Genomic DNA, 19230 nt, shown 5'->3' on the forward strand with positions numbered 1-19230 from the left:
AAGATTTCTGTCCGTCACGAACCCCACGAAGAAAATTTCCTCAATAATTCATGTTTTTTCGTCTCTTAACATTTAGATAGGCAAATAGAAAAGAGGCTGCCCAAAATCTTTTGGTGCAACCTCTCTAATTGTTCCTCGTGAATCAAGAATAGTCGGCAAGTTATTCAATATTTCGAGGGATGAAAAAGGAAAATGTCGTACCTTGTCCGAGTTTGCTTTTTACCGAAATATTCCCTCGATGTGCGTCGATAATATTCTTGGCAATTGCTAGTCCAAGGCCAGTGCCAGATACACCGCGAGTCCTGGATTTATCGCCTTTATAAAACCTCTCGAACAAGAATGGCAAGTCTTCCTCAGGGATACCAGGCCCCTGGTCGCTTACTTCGAAATATAAGCCTTTTTCATCGGTTCTTCCGCTGACCACAACGGATGCCGAATCCGGCACATGCCTAATCGCATTATCTATCAGATTGGTAAGTACCTGTTCGATGCGGTCTGGATCAAAACGGAAATCCTTTTCCTCTGAATTAACCTGGACAGATAACTCAATTCCCTTTTCCTTCGCTAAACCATGGAATTTACGGATAATCCGATTTACATATGGATTAATTTCGACAGATTCAACGTTTAGAAGAATATGACCTGCTTCCATACGGGCCAAGTCAAGAAGTTCGTTAACAAGGCGGCCCATTCGCAGTGATTCATCGTAAATGACTTTGGCCATTTCCTTCTTTTCTTCATCCGTTTGAGCGATGTCATCGACGATTGCTTCACTATAACCTTGCATCATCGAAATCGGCGTCCTCAATTCGTGTGAAACATTGGCGATGAAATCTTCCCTCATTTTGTCGAGCTTTCGTTCCTCAGTCATATCCCGGACTACAGCAACAGCCCCCCGGATGAATCTTTTATTATACAGCGGGCTGACAATGATTACCCAGGTTCTTCCCTGGGCGGTGATCTCACCAACCTGCTCTTTCTCCGTATTGACTGCAAGCTGGAATAACTCCATGACTTCAGAAGGGACGGCATCTGTATTCCCGGAAGCCAGACCCTGCTCATAATACCAGTATCTCAGGAATACTTCAGCAGGCGGATTCGTAATCAGGATAGTACCATCACGATTGAATGTGATAACTCCATCTGCCATGCTGCTAAGGATGCTTGTTAGTTGTTCTTTTTCCTGACTCAATGCATTCATATTGAATTTCAGCTGTCTGCCCATCTGATTGAAGGCAGTTGCTAATTCCCCTATTTCATCATGAGTGAGGATTGGTACCTTTGTATCAAACTTGCCTCTGGCGACTTCAAAGGCTGCCTCCCTCATCTTCCGCAATGGAGCAGTGATCCTGGTGGACAGGAAGAAGGCAAAGATTGTCGTAAGGACTATTGCCACTCCCGCTGCAAGCAAGATGAACTTGGTCGTCAGCCTGGTTGTCTCTTCCATCACTTCAAGCGACTGATAAATAAAGACGGCCCCGTTCCCTTGCTCAAACTGGTTAAGCGGAACACCGATCATCAAATATTGAGTATCATCAACCTCGTTTGAAATGCCAGGCAGGGGAGTGATGATATCAACTGTTTTGTCCTTGCTAAAAACCGCAGAAAGATCCCGATCGTTCATGAAAAAAGAAATCGGTACATGTGTCGCGGCTTCTCCACCTGGTGAATAAAAATAAGTATCCTTATCTTTAATGACAGTCACTCTGGAGTCATCATCAACCATTTCCCATGCAATCTCAAGACCTAATTGTTCCTCCTGGCCAGGATGATCTTCCAGTACCCTGGCTATTTTTTCTGCAGTATTGGTCATTCCTTTTCTGGTTTCATTAATGTGATAATTTTCAAAGAATTCCATCAGCATCACTGTCAAGATGAATAACACAAATGAAACCAGCAAAAGTATGGTAATCCAAAGTTTACCTACTACACTGCGCCAAAACATCATTCATTGACTACCTCGAACTTGTAGCCAACCCCCCAGACTGTCACGATCATTTTCGCAGCCTGTTCAGATACTTTGTTCAGCTTCTCGCGCAATCTTTTAACATGAGTATCGACGGTTCGTAAATCACCGAAGAATTCATAGTGCCAAACTTCTTTCAATAATTGCTCACGGTCAAAAACTTTATCTGGAGCTTTCGCAAGGAAGTAAAGCAGTTCATATTCCTTAGGCGTCAGGCTGACTTCTTTGCCATCTGCCAAAACCCTATGGGCATCATTATCAATGGTTAAATGAGGGAAAACAATCACATCTTTAGCAGTCGTCTCTGTCTGCAAGTAGCTTGTGCTCGATGAACGGCGCAGCATTGCTTTGACTCTCAGGACAACTTCACGAGGGCTGAACGGTTTGACGATATAATCATCAGTACCTACCTCGAAGCCTTGTACCCTGTTCACTTCCTCGCCTTTTGCGGTTAGCATGATAACAGGTGTTGACTTCTTTTCACGAAGGTCACGACAAACCTCGATTCCATCTTTCCCAGGCATCATCAAATCAAGCAGGATTACGTCATAATCGTTGGCAAGCGATTTTGCCAGCGCTTCATTTCCATCTTCTGCTTCATCAATTATATAGTTCTCTCTTTCAAGATACATCTTTAATAATCGTCTAATTCTTTCTTCATCGTCCACTACTAAAATCTTCACATCTTTTTCCATAAGGTATATCCCTCCCTGCGATTATTTTACATAAACATGCGTCCACTTGCCACGATTTTTTAAAAAAGGCCTTCACTTAAGACAGTGAAGGCAGTCATAAAATTGACACAAATTAGGAACCTGCATAAGAATGCAGACCTGCAATTACAAGGTTAACTGCTACCAGGTTGAACATAATAATGATAAAACCGATGACCGCGAGCCATGCGGATTTTTCGCCATGCCATCCTTTTGAAAGGCGCAGATGAAGGAAAGCCGCATAGAAAAGCCAGGTAATCAATGCCCATACTTCCTTAGGATCCCAGCCCCAGAAACGTGTCCAGGCAATTTGGGCCCAAATCATTGCAAAAATCAGACCGCCAAGCGTGAAGACCGGGAAGCCGATCAATACGGAACGATAGCCAATCTCATCAACGAGATCCATATTGATATTCTTCGTCCACGGTTGCAATGCAGCAGCAACGCGCTTGCGCAGGATAGCTCTTAATAATACATATAATACTATACCCGCTGCGAGCGACCAAATAACAGTATTCAATTTCTTTGCACTGATAATGGCAGGTGTCTCGAACAATGGTTCAAAACGATCCTTGTCCGTCAACTCAAACTGATGGGGCCCAACAAGAGCTGGAATTGTATATTCTTCAGTAGCAGGCTGGCCATCCTTGTTGATATAGTTAAAATTCGCTGAATAATCTGTTGCTGCGAAGAAACTTGAAACAAATACGAAGCCAAGCGTGCTAATCAAGCCAAACAAGACAACTTCAAGCCATAATGTACTTTTGGTTTTCTTCGTCTGATCAACACTTCTAACGAGATAAATCAGACCAGCAGCAAAACTGATCGCCAGGATTGCTTGTCCGATCGCTGTCGTCGTGACGTGAATATGAAGCCAGTAACTTTGAAGTGCCGGAATCAATGGTGTTACTTCTCTTGGGAACATGCTTCCATAGGCGATGATTAAAGCAGCCACAGGCAATGTGAACAGTCCCAGTAATGGTGTTTTATACATAAAATAAATGACGATAAATGCTCCTACCAACGACATACCGAAGAATGTCGTGAATTCGAACAGGTTGCTGACCGGCGCGTGTCCGGAAGCAATCCATCTTAAAATAAAAAATGTCAACTGCGAAAGGAAACCCACAATTGTTACAACAAGCCCAATTTTCGCCCATTTGTTAGGGGTGTTTTTTTTGTCAGCATGCCTTTTATCCTTAATAGCTCCCCCGAAAAACAAAATACCGACTAGATAGAGGATAAATGCTGCAAACAGAAAGTTAGAACTCAACTCAACCATTATATTCCCTCCTTACTCCTTCTTTTCTTCTGCCACCTGGTCTTCTGGAGCAGCTATTCCTGAATCTGAAAAGACATCTTCAAGCTCCCTTTTTAAGCCATGCCAGTTTTTGTTTGTATGTGCGGCAGTCCATACCTGGTTATTTATTCTTCTCAACCATACACGTCGATGGTTCCAATATGCCCCCTGGATTACACCGATCATGAATATTAATCCACCAAGCCCGATGATCCATAGGGTATGATCTTTTCTGACAGTCAGCGCGGTTACATTCTTCGTCTCAATCCCTGCGAACGTCATCTTGTAATCATTTTCACCTAAAGGCTCGAGATTCTGCCTGATGGCTACGAAACTGACTTCACCTTCTGTATTCTCAGGAGTGAACATTTTGAAAATAAATGCAGGATTATTGGGTATTCGTGACTTCGTTGCTGGTTCCCCATCTTCATTGAACTCAAAATCCGGGAAATAGCTCATCACTTCGACTTTGTACCCTTTTCCTAGGTCGTACTTCATTTCGGGGTCATATAAGTCTACAGTCACATCACCAAACTGATCCCCTGTTTCTTTATTTTCTAGTTTAAAAGCCATTTTGCTCATTTCATCAAGCTTATAATCGACCTGATACAAGGCAAAACCATCGATTTTCAGAGGCTTATTTACCTGGATAGCCTGGTCACGAATCTTTTCAAGCTCAGGTTTTTCACCCGGGACAATTTCTCCCTGTCTTTGATATAAAGTAGCGTCAGTCTGATAGTTTTTAACTACCGTTCCTGCTTTGTTAATCGCATCCTGGAAGACTTCCTCATCTTTATCTTTATCATATACTTCAAAGATAAATTGATTGTTTTCAAGATAATAGCGGCCTTCTGTTCCAGGAATTGCTTTTGTCTCGCCTTCCCTTAGCCACAGAATTTCATCGACATACATTCCAGGTACGAACCTGAGCATGCCGCCAATCAAAAAAATGATTAGTCCCAGATGGTTCACATATGGGCCCCAACGTGAAAAACGATTTTTCTCCGCAAGAATATCACCATTTTCCTCACGTAGCTTATACCGTTTTTTCGTTAGATTTTCTTTGATTTTTCCTACTGCTTCATCTGTTAGTACTGCATCTGAAGTGCTGAACATTCTCTGGCGCTTCAAAAAGCTTTCATGTCTCGATACTCGCTGGTTTTTCAGAGATCTGTATAATGGAACGACCCTGTCGAGACTTGCGATAACGAGTGATATCCCAAGCGCAGCAATTAAAAGCAAGTACCACCAGGAACTGTAAAGGTTATGGAACCCGAGATCATAATAAAGTTTTCCTAACCAGCCGTATTGCTCTTCATAATATTCCCATGCGGGCATGACTGGCGGAATGTACATTTCCTGTGGAAAAATCGTTCCTAAAGAGGATGCAACCAAGAGGATGATGATCAGCCACACCCCAACTTTTACCGACGAAAAGAAATTCCAGATTTTATCGATAATTGTCTTGTTATAAGTTTGTGAACGGCGCGCGCTTCCTTCATAGCGCATATCAACTAGCTGCTTCTCTTTCTCTTTGTCTTCCAGCACTCTTCCGCAAGATTCACATAGGATCGTTCCCTGCGGATTTATATGGCCGCACTCACATTTTACTTCGTTCATAGTAAAAACTCCCTGTTCCCCTTACTTTTTTTAAGGTTTTATCTGTTCCATGAAGTCACGGACTGTTTTTTCATCTAATTCCCCGGTATGGCTCCTTACGACATTACCTTCTTTGTCAATCAAAAAAGTGATTGGCAGTGGGTTAATACCGTAAGCGGCTTGGACTGGTCCCTCGTCAATCATGACCGGAAAAGTCATCCCTTTTCGCTCAATAAACCTATTAACAGCAAGTTCTGATTCACCGGAGTCAATTGCCAGGACCTGGACACCCTGATCCTTGAACTGCTGGTACTGATTTTCGATATAAGGCATCTCTCGCTCGCATGGCTTGCACCATGTTGCCCAAAAATTAAGGAAAACTCCTTGCCCTTTATACTCAGAAAGCCTGTGTTTGTTGCCTTCCATATCAACAAGGACAAAATCAGGAGCAGGTTTTCCAATCACAATCTTCTGGTTTTTATCCTTATTCATGTTAGCGTACAAAGTATAGCCAACAGCCAGGGCCATAACCGCGAGAATAATCGTTCTAGTGATTAGACGTTTCTTTTTCATCCCCTAAACCTCCCACCGTATTTCTCCCTCATTATAACATTTCAACTACACTCATGTTAGTAAGCCTAAGACTTTTTCATCGCTAGAACACGAAGTTGCTTTACTTCATGATGTGTAAGCTCCCTGATTTCCCCAGTCCTTAAGCCATTCAGCGTCAGGAATCCGTATTTTTCTCTTTTTAGTTTCAAAACAGGGTGCCCGATTGCATCGAACATTCTCCTGACCTGTCTATTCCGTCCCTCATGAATCGTGATTTCGACAATTGCTGTATCCTTCTTTTTATCAACACTCAGCAATTTGGTCCTTGCCGGCGCTGTCTTTCCATCTTCGAGCATGACGCCTCGAGCCAGGCTAGTCAGCTTTTCCTTTGAAGGAATACCTTTTACCTTTGCCACATACATCTTATCAATTTCATTGCTTGGATGCATGAGCAAGTTTGCGAATTCTCCATCGTTCGTCAGCAAAAGCAGACCCGATGTATCATAATCAAGGCGCCCAACTGGATAAATCCTTTGTTCGATTGTTTGGAAAAAGTCGGTTACAACCTTCCGGCCTTTATCATCATGTACACTTGAAATAACACCGCGGGGTTTATAGAACAAGAAATAGACAGGTTCTTCCCCTTCAATCTGGACTCCATCCACTTCAACTCTGTCAGATGGGGTTACCTTTCGGCCAAGTTCTTTGACAACACTTCCGTTTACCTTGACTCTTCCTTCGAGGATCATTTCCTCGGCTTTTCTTCTCGATGCTATTCCTGCATGAGCAATAACTTTTTGCAGTCTTTCCATAAGGTCACTCCTAATTAATATCAATTAACTATGGTTAATATTAATATCTAATCCATCCTTATGAATTATGACATAACTCTCGCTGTTTTCAAAGTAAGCAATGGTGTAAAAAGTGAAAAATAAATAGTGAAAGTTAATTGATCTTTAACAAAGGTTCGTTTTGTAAACATACTGTAATATTATTTTATACTAATAATTGATCAGTTTGCGAATACTGAGTTGATCGGTTTTAAATATGTGTTTTCAAAAGTTGGGCTCTGTTATTTTAGTATGTTGATTTTAGTTTTTTTAAAAAAAAACAAAGAAGATACCTAGAGCAGGTACCTTCTCTTTATAAAAAAATATGAGATTTCACTTTGAGATCTTTCAAGTATCCGTTCTAGCTAATGCTTACCACGTTCTTGTACTTTTTTCTTAAAACATGAAAGTAACAACAATTATAGCTGTTATAATTGCGACTGCGTCTGCAAGTAGTCCGACTTTTAGTGCGTCTCCCATTTTTTTTATGCCGACTGCGCCGAAATAAACGGTAAGGACATAAAACGTCGTGTCGGTGCTTCCTTGGAGTGTGGCAGCGAGTGTGCCAATAAAAGAGTCCGGGCCATGTACCCCAATTAGGTCGCTGGTAATTCCTAGCGCCGCTGTCCCTGAAATTGGCCTGATCAGCGCAAGCGGTACAATTTCAGCAGGAATCCCTACCATCTCCAAACTTGGACGAATCCAGCCCACCATCACGTCAAGTGCACCTGATGCCCGAAAAACCGCAATGGCCACCATCATCCCTACCAGGAATGGCATGATGGAAACGGCCATTTTGATACCTTCCTTACCGCCTTCTACAAAACTTTCATAAGTGGGGACTTTTTTATAGGTGCCATAAATCAGGATAAAGGCTATCATGACAGGGATGAACCATAGTGATATGGCAGATACAATTTCCATTTGATTTACCCCTTTTTGCTTCTTCTGTAATAAAAGAAACGGTCAATTAATATCGCAGCAACTGCTGAGACAGCAGTTGCAACAAGAGTTGGTCCAACGATATCTGTTGGATTGGCTGAGTCATAATTCATCCTTATCGCGATAACCGTCGTTGGAATGAGGGTGATGCTCGCTGTATTGATCGCAAGGAAAGTGATCATCGATCGGCTCGCTTCGTTCTTCCCACCATTCAGCTCTTTCAGTTCTTCCATTGCTTTGATCCCAAGAGGTGTAGCGGCGTTCCCAAGGCCGAACATGTTGGCAATCATGTTTGACAGTATATAGCCCATTGCCGGATGATTGGAAGGTACTTCAGGGAACAACTTTGAAATTAACGGTTTAAACAATGTTGAAAGCTTTGATAACAGGCCAGAATCCTCCGCGATCCTCATCATGCCAAGCCAAAATACAAGGATGCTAATTAGACCGATACTCAGGGTGATAGCTTCCTTTGCACCGCTAAAAACTGCTTCGTTCACCTCAGCCATTGTGCCATTCACCATTGCAAAGCCAAGGCCAATTAAGATCATAACCACCCAGATATAATTAACCATGATCCTTGATCCCTGCTATTGAGGTGAAAATATTCTTAAAAAGATTGAAGAAGGACTTTTTCTCTTTTGCTTCCACTTTGTAATAAACAGGCAAACTTGCAATCTGTTTATCATCCAAATAGACATTTGCCCGACCTGCAATCGAATTTCGCATATCCTCCTCGTTTGGTGCAGCCTTTTTCAATCTATATTCTACTTTGACCATGTCTTCTTCTTCTGAAGTTAGCGGGTAAACAAATGAATGGTCCAGGTAAACTTTATTCTTATAATGCGAATCCTTTATCCCTTTCACTTTACCTTTGGAAAGAATCTCTGTGACATCAAAATTTGAAAATGCTGTTTCAAACATCTGGATATGGTCATTCCAATCATCAGGTGCATTAAGTGTAACTGCGATCAACTCAAAATCGTCCTTTTTTGCTGTGGAGACTAAAGTTCTCTTCGCCCGCTTTGTATAACCGGTTTTTCCACCAGTGCTATACTTATACTTCTCTGTCAGGAGCCTGTTTTTATTTTTCCATACCCTGTCCCATGTTTCTGTTGGATTAGGAGCCCTGTGTATTTTTGTACCGGAAATTTCTTTGTAAATCTCATTTTTCATTGCATAGCGTGTCAGAATTGCCATGTCATACGCTGTGGACACGTGATCTTCGTGGTCATCCAACCCGTGCGGATTTGCAAAATGAGTATTTTCCATGCCGATTTGCTGCGCTTTTTCGTTCATTAAGTAAGCAAATCCATCCAGACTGCCGCCTACATGTTCCGCGATCGCGACAGCAGCATCATTACCCGACCTCAGCATTAATCCATACACCAGATCTTCGAGCCTGATCTTTTCTCCGGGCTTCAAGTAAATTGAAGATCCTTCAGCTCGTACAGCTTTCTCGCTCACTTTCACTTTTTCATCCAATTTTCCAGATTCTATCGCAAGGATGGCCGTCATGATTTTAGTAATACTGGCAATCCTGCTTACTCTGTGAGCATCTTTTTCAAATAACACCCTGCCAGATTCCTGTTCTATCAAAACAGCGCTTCTGGCACTTACCGAAACAGAAGCCTGCGCTGTTTGAGGAATGCAGTATATCAACAGAGTGGCGATTAACAATAATTTCATCCAATTCCTTTTCATTGACAGACCCTCGTCTCCTTTGGCAGTTTGTACAAGTTTATGCAGGACAAGGAGTGTTATGACACAAAAACGTGAATGCTGCCAAGGATGGACTTACAGAGGTCTTAAGTTACAAACAAACAAAAAGTGCAAGCGCCTCGTTCAGCCCCGACATAGGTATCCACATTGAAATTATTTTATAACTTCCTTCCTAATAAAATGAAAAAAGGAACAGCTGTAAATAGCTGTTCCCTAGTTTACGTTATCTTGATTGGAGCATTTTTGTACGGTAATCTGTCTCGTAATATTCCAGCTCTTCCCGGATTCTTTGAAACCCGCTTTCGAGGCTGACCATCAGTTCGTTTACTCCAGTTGACACTGGTTGTCTGAACTTGATGGCATTCTTTCCTGTATAAGCAGCCCTGCTGTCTTCATACCATGCATCACTTTTAGGAGAGAAGAATTCTTCAATGCATTGATAGTAGATTCGGTATAATGTTTTTTCAGCTGCTGGTTTTGAAAATACCTCTGCCTGAAGGATCACCTTGCAGGCATCAAATCCTTCCTCACAGTAAACAGCCAGCTTGCGGAGGCTTGAAAGAATCGTTTTATAGTATTCTTCGTCTGCCTGCTGCCCTTGTTTTAGCACTTCAAGAGTTGTTTCATTCAGGTAGTTCTCCAGCTTAACTACTGTGTCTGCAAGAAATTCCCTTACTTCCTCGATTTGTGTTTTAACTATTGTATTCCCCAAATTGACACCCCCAATGGATTTTTACCATAACTTTTTCGATCGTTGTTGCTTTCCCATGGCTTACGATTCTATCCTGGAATTGGTTCTCTTGTGGGTAATTTCCCGCCACCAATAATCCAATGAAGCTGAAGGAAAAGGCAACAAAGTTCACGAAATGAGCCTTGCTCTATACCGGCTGGACAATATAATCCAAGGGAGAGCGCACTTCAAAGCTGCCTTTTTGCTCGATACCTTCAAGTACTCCAGGAATCTTGCTATAATCCAGTCCCTTGAAAATATCCGCGAACTCTCTCTGTTCATTTATATATACCCTTTTACGATGGCGATATCCTGGATTTTTCAATAATGCAGCAAGTGCTACTAAATCTCTCATATAAACATCCTTCGTTCCAGCCTTGAAGATTGGATCCTGTTCAAATGGAGTGATACTTCCAGCCAACTCATCAAAATACCTTACATAAAGGACATGCAGGGTCTTCTCCTTGCCATCTTCCACAAAAGTCACTTCGCTTCGGTTGAAAAAATCCTCCGAGGTGTTTGATTTTTCTTTTTCAAGTTCATAACCAATACATTGCTTTATAAGCATGGTATTCCTCCCGTTGGACATTCATTCTTAAATCATTATGTACAAAGAAATGCTTTTCCAGAGGAAGCCAGGAGTTCGGCATCCAAATTAAAGCATTTCCCAAATAATTATTTTGATTTTATCATAAATTCCAAACTTTGTGCACAAAAGCTATTGATCTGTTTCCATTGTTTCCTGAAATTTCTCAAAGAAAAGATCCGCATCATCATGCAATTCGTCATCCTCAATATGATCCGGTAAAGGAGGCAGTTCGTTGATATTTTTCAAGCCAAAATAATCAAGAAATTCTTTTGTCGTTCCATATAAAATGGCCCGGCCCGTCCCTTCTGCTCTTCCAACTTCTTTAATCAAAGCCCTGGAAGACAGCGTATGGAGAGGCCTTTCCGTTTTCACTCCACGGATTTCTTCGACCTCTGCTCTTGTAATTGGCTGCTTATAAGCTACAATCGCCAAAGTCTCAAGTGCTGCTTGCGACAGATGCGCGGTTCCTGGTGATTCGACAAGCTTCTTTAAGTAATCAGCATGCTCTTTTTTTGTAGCCAGCTGGTATACTCCTGCCAGTTGGACGATTTTTATACCGCGGTTTTCGTCACTTTCATAATCCTGCTGAAGTTCAGTAACAATTTCATTTGCCTGAATTTCATCAACTTCAAGCACAGAGGTAATCTGCTTCAGGCTCAACCCTTCATCACCAGCTGCGAAAAGAAGGCTCTCCAATATCCCTTTCCACTTCACTATTCCCACTCTCTTACTCCTTTCTGGCTGTCATATATATTTCAGCAAAGTTTTGTTCCTGTTCGACGTCAATTTCTTTCCGTTTGATAAGCTCAAGAATTGCCAGGAAAGTAACGACAATATGCTCACGGTCAGATTCTGGAAACAAGTCATAGAATTTTTTCCTTGTGCCGCTTTTTTTCAGGAAGCTTAAGACTTCGTCCATCCTTTTTTCTATGGAAATTTCTTGACGGGCGATTTTGGTCGATATTGGCCTTTGCAACTTTTTTCTTCTTAAAAGCTTTTGAAATGCACCAAGCATGTCATACAAAGATATATCAAGATTAGTATTGTCACCTTTAATTTCATCGGCATACTCCGTGAGGTCACTTGGAGGTTTGGTATACATCAATCCCCGTTCCTCCTCCAGGGATTTCAGGTCACTGGCTGCCTCTTTGAATTTCTTATATTCAATCAACCTTTCCACGAGTTCATTTCGCGGATCCTCTTCATGATCAAACTCAAAGTCATCTTCCAGTTCTTCTTCATGCTTAGGAAGGAGCATCTTGCTTTTGATTGCTAACAGCGTCGCTGCCATAACGAGATATTCACTTGCGACATCGAGCTGTAATTCCTTCATCGCATGGATATACATTAAATATTGTTCAGTTATTTCTGCAACCGGTATATCATAAATATCAATCTCCAAAGTATTGATCAAGTGCAGAAGTAAATCCAATGGGCCCTCAAAGGCCTCAATCTTCACGTTATATTGCATTATTTCCCACCAAAATTCCTATAATGAACTGCATCATTATATAAGTATAGTAGATAAACTTCATGTTATCCATTACTAATTTATAAGTACAAATATCTAGTTCTTCCTTAAAAATACAAGCTTGCGCCCAAACCCTTCTCTTCGTTCCTGCATATGCTGAAATTGTATATTAGGCTATTTCACTAATAGGAGGTAATGTTAAATGTCAGATAAAAAAGGTTATGGACACGGAGCGGGATTTGCTTTAATCGTCGTGCTTTTCATTTTGCTCATCATCGTTGGTGCAGCCTGGTTATAAGGTATGGCAATTTAACAAGCAATGACTGAATGCCCGGCACCAGCCGGGCGTTTTTAGGTTTGCTGTTTCGCATATCCTCTTCTTGTTTCATCATTTTATTGAATTTATGCTAAGCTAGTGGTACTTGATTGGGGGTTATTACATGACAAAATATCCAACATCCTATATACAATACCTCGTTCATTTCCATGGAGACAGGGACTATTTTGAATGCCACGAGATTTTGGAAGAATATTGGAAAGCAACAGACGCTGGCAATAAAAAATCTATCTGGGTAGCATTAATCCTTTTGGCGGTGTCAAATTACCACCATCGCCGCAATAATTTCCCCGGAGCAATAAGGACCTTAACAAAAGCAGCGGAAATCTTTTCAGATACAAAAGAAGCAACTGCCCGGTTAGGAATCGACCCTGAGCTTTTGACAGAAACACTGTCTAAAAGAAAGCACAACTTGCTTAACAACGTTCCATACACCAGCTTTAATTTGCCTCTATGCGACACCGAGCTTAAAAGACTTTGCTATGATGAGTGCAAACATAATGGTTTTACATGGGGAACAAGCAGTAATCTGCAAAATCCTGACTTGGTCCATCGGCACTCAACAAGGGATCGAAGCGATGTCATTTCAGACCGGCGGATGGCCCTTGAGGAAAGGAAAAGCAGGGAAAAATAAAAAGGCAGTTGGATTTAACATCCACTGCCTTCTACGCTATTGTCTTCCTCGCTGCACTTTTCAAAAAAGGAAGCCGTCTCAGCATTTGCAACTGCTGTCCATTCAGGAAACATCTCCTGCAGGGAATTGACCATACGCCTTCCAATACCCTGATGGCGGTGTGATGGATTCACTGAGATGTGAAGAAGCTGCATCATTTTGTCTTCAGTGAAGTTAACACCCAGTAGCCCGATGATATCTTCACCTTCCTTCCATAAAAACAGCTGCCAGGAATCATCTGTTTCATAATTCCTCATCGTTTGCTGAAGTTTTTTCAGATCCTTCTCATTTGGCATAAAAGATAGCAATCCCATCGCAATCTTTTCAAATGCCTTTTTATATCGAATTAACATAGATATCCCTCATTGTGGTTTGACAGTAATAATGGAATGATAACAAAACCATTTTTTCCATTTTTCATCTAACTTAAACCTTAGCTTCCCGGAAATAGAAAGCGACAAAAAAATCAAATGTTAAAACATTATTTTGATAATATATGTTTTTCCGTCATTTATGGTTCTTCATTTTAATTGAATTGATAATATCATACATAATCTGTACGGATTCTTCAAATCTTTTTCTGCGGGCTATTGTCCTGGTACGATAAAAAACCAGTAGTAGGCTCCCCATCCAACAGACATCAATAATAATAACACAAATAACAGCCAGTTGTTCTTTTTCAAACCGGAATCCCTCCCAATCTGTAATTCTACAATAAGACTGGGTATTTAGCCAATTTTATAAAGAAAAGCGCACGCGCCTTGGTCAGCCCCGACAAGCGCTGGAGGGCCGGCCGGTGAAGTCGTTCTTTGACTTCATTGGACGGACTGAAGCGACTCGAGGGGGTAGGCGCTGGAGCTGGACATTTCTCGAACAGTGAAAAATTTGCCCTCGGACACTATAAAAAAAGCTGCGGGAGAGCAGCTTTAATTTTTCACCTTTTCTTTAAAAGGAAGATCCAATTTCACCATGTCTTCAAATGTTTCACGTCGGACCACCAGTGTGTCCTTGGAATTCTCCAGGAAAACGACTGCAGGCCTTGGAAGGCGATTATAGTTATTGGCCATTGAATAACCGTAGGCACCTGTACAAAAAACAGCCAAAAGATCCTGATCACCAGACCTTGGCAGCGGAAGGTCCCAGATTAGCATATCCCCCGATTCACAACACTTTCCGGCAATCGATACGGTCTCTTCAGGTTTGTCCATTACTCTGTTTGCAAGGATTGCTTCGTATTTAGCCTGGTACAATGCCGGGCGAATATTATCGCTCATTCCGCCATCGACAGCTACATACTGGCGGATATTCGGAACATCCTTTCTCGAACCGATGCGGTAAAGGGTGGTTCCGGCATCCCCAACAAGGGAACGTCCTGGCTCGATCCAGATTTCAGGCATATTCATCGAATAGTGAGAAGCTTGCTTTTTGACCTCAGCAATAATCTCTTCTACATATTGTGCTGCTGGAATAGGGTCATCTTCGTCTGTATAGCGAATCCCAAAACCGCCGCCAAGATTGAGGACTGTGGAGTCGAAAGACAGATCCTTTTTCCATTGATGCAGTTTTTCAAAAATTTTCTGTGCAGCGAGGATGAATCCTGTTGTTTCGAAAATCTGTGAACCTATATGGCAATGCAGTCCGAGAACATCGATATTCTTGTCATCAAGGCAAAGTTTCATAGCCTCATCAGCCTGTCCATTCTGTAAATCAAATCCAAACTTCGAATCTTCCTGGCCTGTTAAAATATAATCATGTGTATGTGCTTCAATACCTGGTGTAACTCGTAATAAAACCTTGATTACCGTATTCTTCTCTTTGCAGATATCCTTCAGCATATCGAGTTCATAAAAGTTATCGACTACGATACAGCCGACATTGTTCTCAATAGCCATTACTAGTTCTTCCCGGCTTTTATTGTTGCCGTGAAAATGGATTCTTTCTGTAGGGAAGCCAGCAGCTAGCGCCGTATAAAGCTCTCCGCCAGAAACGACATCAAGCGAAAGATTTTCCTCGGCAGCCAATTGCACCATCGCAACGGTTGAAAAAGCTTTACTCGCATACGCTACTTGAGCGGTAATCCCGGCATTATCGAAAGTTCTTTTAAACGCTCTTGCTCGTTCCCTGATCAAGGCAACGTCATAAACATACAGCGGGGTTCCATATTTTTCAGCTAATTCGATTGTATCGACACCGCCAATTTCCAAATGCCCTAGTCGGTTAACCTTTGCAGTTCCATGAAATTCCATGTTGTCCCCTCATCCCTTGCCTATCATTTGATTTAAGCTTGTTTTCTTATTGTTCTGTTATTTCAGCATAAACTTTTACCTGCTAAGCACCAGGACACTTAGCCGTTAATAATAAATAAATAGACAGTTCACTTGATGAACTGTCTATTTATTTTTCGCTTTAAGTCTTTAGTAAATTAAAAACACTTTATCATAATTTGAGGGAACGCGCAATTGTAACATGGTCAGGACTTTGATGGCTGCTTGTAGCGGTTCCTTGCATGAACGATGCTTGGCCGGATTTTCGATCCTGGCACAGCTCTCCTGATCAAAATCTGCATAAATGCGACAGGATGAAAAGGAATGAATGGCCAGAGGTAAGGAGTGTTCAAAGATTTAATACTAGCAAGCAACAGCAGCCAAACTGTGGTTCCTGCTACAAATCCCGGAACATGGAATATAGCAGTCGAAATCAACAGGAATACCCTTCCTATTTTGTTTGCTATACTAAGTTCATAACTTGGTGTCGCATATGTTCCGATTGCCGCCACTGCCACATAAAGGATGACTTCAGGCACAAACATCCCCACATCGATTGCGATTTGTCCTATCAGGACTGCAGCGATTAAACCCATGGCTGTTGAAAGTGGCGTTGGCGTATGGATGGCCGCCATTCTCAGGAACTCAATGCCCCCGTCTGCAAGGATAATTTGCAGGAAAATCGGAATGTTGGAATCTTCATTTGGCCCGATGAATGAAATTTTATCAGGCAGCAGGTCTGGATTCTGCACAAATAAGTACCATAATGGCAAAAGTAATAGTGATGCAAGGACCCCAAGGAATCGCACCCACCGAACCATTGTACCGACACCAGGTGATTGTCTGTACTCTTCTGCATGCTGAAGGTGGTGGAAATAGGTCGTTGGCGTAATGATCACGCTCGGAGATGTATCAACATATATTAGGACGTGTCCTTCAAGCAGATGGGTCGCGGCGACATCTGCCCGCTCTGTATACCTTACGAGCGGGTAAGGATTATATCCCTGTTTTACAAGGAATTCCTCAATTGTCTTATCTGCCATCGTAATACCATCTATTTTGATTGCATTGAGTTCCTTTTTGATGACATCAATCAAGCCCGGATTCGCAATATCTTTTATATATGCAATTGCCACATCTGATTTTGACCTTTCACCTACCTTCATCATTTCGAACCGCAGGTTTTCATCCCTGATCCGCCTTCTAGTTAACGCTGTATTGACAATGATATTTTCTACAAAGCCATCACGAGATCCGCGCACAACCTTTTCGGTATCAGGCTCCTGGGGTTGTCTTCCGGGATAACTTCTTACATCGACTACCAGCCCGATTGATTCACCTTCAACCAATATGACAATAAGTCCAGAAAGAACCTGGTCGACAAGTTCATCCATCGTTTTGATCTTCTCGACGGATTGGTGGGTAATCCTATTCTCAACAATCTCCTGCAGATGGGTTGAAAGTTTTTCGTTATCATTTATATCCACTAGTTCTTCGACGATATGTACGATGAAGCTTGTATCGCACAACCCATTCACATAATAAAAATGGACATTTTTCTTCAGGATTTTCAGCTTCCTGACCCCAAGGTCAAAACTGGCTTCAAGGCCAACGTGTTCTTTCATATACTTTTCAGCTTCGTCCAATGATCGCGGGATTGGCAGCTTGTCATTCTTCTCTGGCATAGAATCCGCTCCTTTCAAGGATGATTTCCACTGCTTTCTTCGTGATTGGTGAACCTAATTTATAGTGGTCACGCCTTGCCATTTTACCGATATCACCGATTCCGATTATTAAGGGGACATCAAGCGTATCCAAACAGTACACCGTATCTCCATTAATCCTCCCCATCTCAAGTTCTGGCACCCCATGTTTATCAACACCATATGGTGTGAGTTCACCATCCCGGTCTATACAAAAATCCACTCGGCTCCATTCCGCCATATGCGTTTTCGACGCTACGGCAATCGCACCTATTACCTCAATGTCAGCATGTTCAGCTACGTATTTCAGGGCTTTCTCTCCTGCTCCTTCTCCAAGAAAACCACTATCATCAAACATGACCAAAACTGGGTCCTTGGCTGCTTTCTTGATCAATTTAACAAGCTGTGGCCCAGAAAGGACAGAAGGATTTCCATGTGAAAGAGAGATGCACCGCCCGCCAACATCTGCCGCCACACTCTCAACCGCACGCCGGGCGTAATCATCACCATCTGTAATTAAGATTACCTTTCTTTTCTCGGCCATTTTTTGCCGTCCTTTCTGCAGCTCATATCTTTACTAAACTAAGTTGGTTGCTGGAATTTTTGAAGCACTCTCAAAAGCTTTTAACGTCCTACAAAGTAAATCCAATGAAATAATGATCCGAATACTTTTCCCAGCACTATCGCCATTAGCAAATTCTCAAGTTTGTCATCCACCCTGACTCTTTTAGCGAGGATCGGAAGTACATTCAATACCTCTGTCAACGCTGCAGCCAGCATACCCACAAATATGCCACCCGCCAATCCGAGCGGAATTGTCACATAAGGAGAGAAGTCCATCACAGGGTCTCTCAGGCTTCCTGCAGTTCCAAGCAGAGCCCCGAATACTACTGCCCACTCATACCAAGAAATCAGCTTCATTGTCTTCGTCAGCTGTGTAAGTCTGGGAATCACTCCGAGAACGGATAAGAAAGCAACAAAACCAGATCCTACTGCAAGCCCGCTTGCCAGCCCGATTAGAACAATTAACAAAACACTAATCGTCATTAATATGCTTCACGCTTTCCTTGTTTTCATGAAGAATGACATATTGGTCAAGAGCTTGCTGATAGTTGAACATTTCTACTTCAAGCGGGCTCGGCTCTTCATTTAGCCTCTTTTTGAAAACATGGTTAAAAAACAGGATCATACCCAGACCAATGCCGATCGAGTAGGGAATCTGGAATAACAGCGGCTTCGCGACTTCCTTTCCTGTCATGATAAAATAAAGCCGCTGATGTACCGACTGCATGCTGACATCTTCATGGAAGTTCATAATGGTCAACGCTGCACCGAAAAATAGCAGGAACCATACAAGGAAAAAGAAAGGAATTGACATCCCTTTTTTCTTGTAAATCACCTCGATTATCGTTTGAGGAGGCCCAACAGTTTGGATTTCATGATCAGGATAAATCCCAGCAATGAAACGAATGACCTTCATGACATCGATAATGTGAATATGGTCCTTCGGCGTGACTTTCAGTATTTGAAGCGTTGCCAATTCTTTATAAATTCCCTCACTGGCAATGATCTGCGCTAAATCCTTTAACAAAAGTGATTCCTCAGGCTTGACCTGGACACGGTTTCGCATGCGAATATAAATTGTTTTTTCCATCAGATTCACTTCCAACACATTGTTTTCCTCGTATATTTAGTATGTATTCATACTGTTATTTCATGAAGTCCAATAATTGGTTAAGGTTGCAAGCCACATTTAAGACTTCATTTTTTCATAATCCTTATATTTAGAGGCCTCTAAGTTATTGGTGACCTCTTTTCTGGAATCTTAGGTTTTTAAGG

The 19230-nt window shown here is 42.0% G+C and carries 21 protein-coding genes; 2 read left to right on the forward strand and 19 right to left on the reverse strand.

Annotated features, from left to right (window positions below):
• Positions 1-160: 160 nt before the first annotated feature.
• From TY49_RS09255 to TY49_RS09315, 13 genes are all read right to left on the reverse strand, one after another.
• Positions 161-1948, reverse strand: a complete 1788-nt coding sequence (locus TY49_RS09255; protein ID WP_041965632.1) for an ATP-binding protein — start codon at positions 1946-1948, stop codon at positions 161-163.
• Positions 1945-2661, reverse strand: a complete 717-nt coding sequence (locus TY49_RS09260) for a response regulator transcription factor (RefSeq protein ID WP_041965633.1) — start codon at positions 2659-2661, stop codon at positions 1945-1947. Before TY49_RS09260 ends, TY49_RS09255 begins: the two co-directional genes overlap by 4 nt.
• Positions 2662-2773: 112 nt before the next feature.
• The gene (ccsB, locus tag TY49_RS09265; RefSeq protein ID WP_041965634.1) at positions 2774-3961 is read right to left on the reverse strand and encodes a c-type cytochrome biogenesis protein CcsB; all 1188 of its coding nucleotides are present in this window, start codon (positions 3959-3961) and stop codon (positions 2774-2776) included.
• Between the two features lie 12 nt (positions 3962-3973).
• A complete protein-coding gene (resB, locus tag TY49_RS09270; RefSeq protein ID WP_041965635.1) occupies positions 3974-5599 on the reverse strand; it encodes a cytochrome c biogenesis protein ResB in 1626 nt (541 codons plus the stop codon).
• Between the two features lie 30 nt (positions 5600-5629).
• Complete coding sequence (gene resA / locus TY49_RS09275; RefSeq protein ID WP_041965636.1) at positions 5630-6151, reverse strand: thiol-disulfide oxidoreductase ResA; 522 nt, start codon at positions 6149-6151, stop codon at positions 5630-5632.
• 65 nt (positions 6152-6216) lie between these two features.
• Complete coding sequence (rluB, locus tag TY49_RS09280; protein ID WP_041965637.1) at positions 6217-6942, reverse strand: 23S rRNA pseudouridine(2605) synthase RluB; 726 nt, start codon at positions 6940-6942, stop codon at positions 6217-6219.
• Positions 6943-7356: 414 nt separating this feature from the next.
• Complete coding sequence (locus TY49_RS09285) at positions 7357-7884, reverse strand: spore maturation protein (protein WP_041965638.1); 528 nt, start codon at positions 7882-7884, stop codon at positions 7357-7359.
• 5 nt (positions 7885-7889) lie between these two features.
• The gene (locus TY49_RS09290) at positions 7890-8477 is read right to left on the reverse strand and encodes a nucleoside recognition domain-containing protein (protein ID WP_041965639.1); all 588 of its coding nucleotides are present in this window, start codon (positions 8475-8477) and stop codon (positions 7890-7892) included.
• The gene (locus TY49_RS09295; protein ID WP_041965640.1) at positions 8470-9606 is read right to left on the reverse strand and encodes a D-alanyl-D-alanine carboxypeptidase family protein; all 1137 of its coding nucleotides are present in this window, start codon (positions 9604-9606) and stop codon (positions 8470-8472) included. The genes TY49_RS09290 and TY49_RS09295 overlap by 8 nt, the downstream gene beginning before the upstream one ends.
• A gap of 241 nt (positions 9607-9847) precedes the next feature.
• The gene (locus tag TY49_RS09300) at positions 9848-10336 is read right to left on the reverse strand and encodes a YpuI family protein (RefSeq protein ID WP_023627476.1); all 489 of its coding nucleotides are present in this window, start codon (positions 10334-10336) and stop codon (positions 9848-9850) included.
• A gap of 166 nt (positions 10337-10502) precedes the next feature.
• A complete protein-coding gene (locus TY49_RS09305; protein ID WP_041965641.1) occupies positions 10503-10922 on the reverse strand; it encodes a hypothetical protein in 420 nt (139 codons plus the stop codon).
• Between the two features lie 150 nt (positions 10923-11072).
• On the reverse strand, positions 11073-11666 hold the full coding sequence (gene scpB, locus TY49_RS09310) for an SMC-Scp complex subunit ScpB (RefSeq protein WP_041965642.1): 594 nt from the start codon (positions 11664-11666) through the stop codon (positions 11073-11075).
• Positions 11667-11670: 4 nt separating this feature from the next.
• On the reverse strand, positions 11671-12414 hold the full coding sequence (locus tag TY49_RS09315) for a segregation/condensation protein A (protein ID WP_041965643.1): 744 nt from the start codon (positions 12412-12414) through the stop codon (positions 11671-11673).
• 202 nt (positions 12415-12616) lie between these two features.
• Here TY49_RS09315 and TY49_RS09320 point away from each other — a divergent pair, with 202 nt between their 5' ends.
• Entirely contained in the window at positions 12617-12712 is a 96-nt protein-coding gene (locus TY49_RS09320; RefSeq protein WP_023627472.1) for a YjcZ family sporulation protein, read from the forward strand.
• 142 nt (positions 12713-12854) lie between these two features.
• Entirely contained in the window at positions 12855-13385 is a 531-nt protein-coding gene (locus TY49_RS09325) for a DUF309 domain-containing protein (protein WP_041965644.1), read from the forward strand.
• 14 nt (positions 13386-13399) lie between these two features.
• On the opposite strand, the gene TY49_RS09330 is transcribed toward TY49_RS09325, so the two are convergent.
• The 6 genes from TY49_RS09330 to TY49_RS09355 form a co-directional block, all read right to left on the reverse strand.
• A complete protein-coding gene (locus tag TY49_RS09330; protein WP_041965645.1) occupies positions 13400-13777 on the reverse strand; it encodes a GNAT family N-acetyltransferase in 378 nt (125 codons plus the stop codon).
• 573 nt (positions 13778-14350) lie between these two features.
• Complete coding sequence (lysA, locus tag TY49_RS09335; protein ID WP_041965646.1) at positions 14351-15670, reverse strand: diaminopimelate decarboxylase; 1320 nt, start codon at positions 15668-15670, stop codon at positions 14351-14353.
• Positions 15671-15894: 224 nt separating this feature from the next.
• The gene (locus tag TY49_RS09340) at positions 15895-17373 is read right to left on the reverse strand and encodes a spore germination protein (protein ID WP_041965647.1); all 1479 of its coding nucleotides are present in this window, start codon (positions 17371-17373) and stop codon (positions 15895-15897) included.
• The gene (gene spoVAEA, locus TY49_RS09345) at positions 17357-17935 is read right to left on the reverse strand and encodes a stage V sporulation protein SpoVABEA (protein WP_041965648.1); all 579 of its coding nucleotides are present in this window, start codon (positions 17933-17935) and stop codon (positions 17357-17359) included. The genes TY49_RS09340 and spoVAEA overlap by 17 nt, the downstream gene beginning before the upstream one ends.
• Positions 17936-18015: 80 nt before the next feature.
• The gene (locus TY49_RS09350; RefSeq protein ID WP_041965649.1) at positions 18016-18438 is read right to left on the reverse strand and encodes a stage V sporulation protein AB; all 423 of its coding nucleotides are present in this window, start codon (positions 18436-18438) and stop codon (positions 18016-18018) included.
• Positions 18428-19045 (reverse strand): stage V sporulation protein AA, encoded by a 618-nt coding sequence (locus TY49_RS09355; protein WP_041965650.1) that lies wholly within the window; start codon positions 19043-19045, stop codon positions 18428-18430. The genes TY49_RS09350 and TY49_RS09355 overlap by 11 nt, the downstream gene beginning before the upstream one ends.
• Between the last annotated feature and the right edge of the window lie 185 nt (positions 19046-19230).

Source organism: Mesobacillus selenatarsenatis SF-1, from assembly GCF_000813125.1.
GTDB lineage: Bacteria > Bacillota > Bacilli > Bacillales > Cytobacillaceae > Mesobacillus > Mesobacillus selenatarsenatis.

Excerpts from the sequence above, each read along its gene's own strand:
- TY49_RS09255 (WP_041965632.1), bottom strand. The coding sequence starts at position 1,948 with ATGATGTTTTGGCGCAGTGTAGTAGGTAAACTTTGGATTACCATACTT.
- TY49_RS09260 (WP_041965633.1), bottom strand. The coding sequence starts at position 2,661 with ATGGAAAAAGATGTGAAGATTTTAGTAGTGGACGATGAAGAAAGAATT.
- ccsB (WP_041965634.1), bottom strand. The coding sequence starts at position 3,961 with ATGGTTGAGTTGAGTTCTAACTTTCTGTTTGCAGCATTTATCCTCTAT.
- resB (WP_041965635.1), bottom strand. The coding sequence starts at position 5,599 with ATGAACGAAGTAAAATGTGAGTGCGGCCATATAAATCCGCAGGGAACG.
- resA (WP_041965636.1), bottom strand. The coding sequence starts at position 6,151 with ATGAAAAAGAAACGTCTAATCACTAGAACGATTATTCTCGCGGTTATG.
- rluB (WP_041965637.1), bottom strand. The coding sequence starts at position 6,942 with ATGGAAAGACTGCAAAAAGTTATTGCTCATGCAGGAATAGCATCGAGA.
- TY49_RS09285 (WP_041965638.1), bottom strand. The coding sequence starts at position 7,884 with ATGGAAATTGTATCTGCCATATCACTATGGTTCATCCCTGTCATGATA.
- TY49_RS09290 (WP_041965639.1), bottom strand. The coding sequence starts at position 8,477 with ATGGTTAATTATATCTGGGTGGTTATGATCTTAATTGGCCTTGGCTTT.
- TY49_RS09295 (WP_041965640.1), bottom strand. The coding sequence starts at position 9,606 with ATGAAAAGGAATTGGATGAAATTATTGTTAATCGCCACTCTGTTGATA.
- TY49_RS09305 (WP_041965641.1), bottom strand. The coding sequence starts at position 10,922 with ATGCTTATAAAGCAATGTATTGGTTATGAACTTGAAAAAGAAAAATCA.
- TY49_RS09315 (WP_041965643.1), bottom strand. The coding sequence starts at position 12,414 with ATGCAATATAACGTGAAGATTGAGGCCTTTGAGGGCCCATTGGATTTA.
- TY49_RS09320 (WP_023627472.1), top strand. The coding sequence starts at position 12,617 with ATGTCAGATAAAAAAGGTTATGGACACGGAGCGGGATTTGCTTTAATC.
- TY49_RS09325 (WP_041965644.1), top strand. The coding sequence starts at position 12,855 with ATGACAAAATATCCAACATCCTATATACAATACCTCGTTCATTTCCAT.
- TY49_RS09330 (WP_041965645.1), bottom strand. The coding sequence starts at position 13,777 with ATGTTAATTCGATATAAAAAGGCATTTGAAAAGATTGCGATGGGATTG.
- lysA (WP_041965646.1), bottom strand. The coding sequence starts at position 15,670 with ATGGAATTTCATGGAACTGCAAAGGTTAACCGACTAGGGCATTTGGAA.
- TY49_RS09340 (WP_041965647.1), bottom strand. The coding sequence starts at position 17,373 with ATGCCAGAGAAGAATGACAAGCTGCCAATCCCGCGATCATTGGACGAA.
- spoVAEA (WP_041965648.1), bottom strand. The coding sequence starts at position 17,935 with ATGGCCGAGAAAAGAAAGGTAATCTTAATTACAGATGGTGATGATTAC.
- TY49_RS09350 (WP_041965649.1), bottom strand. The coding sequence starts at position 18,438 with ATGACGATTAGTGTTTTGTTAATTGTTCTAATCGGGCTGGCAAGCGGG.
- TY49_RS09355 (WP_041965650.1), bottom strand. The coding sequence starts at position 19,045 with ATGGAAAAAACAATTTATATTCGCATGCGAAACCGTGTCCAGGTCAAG.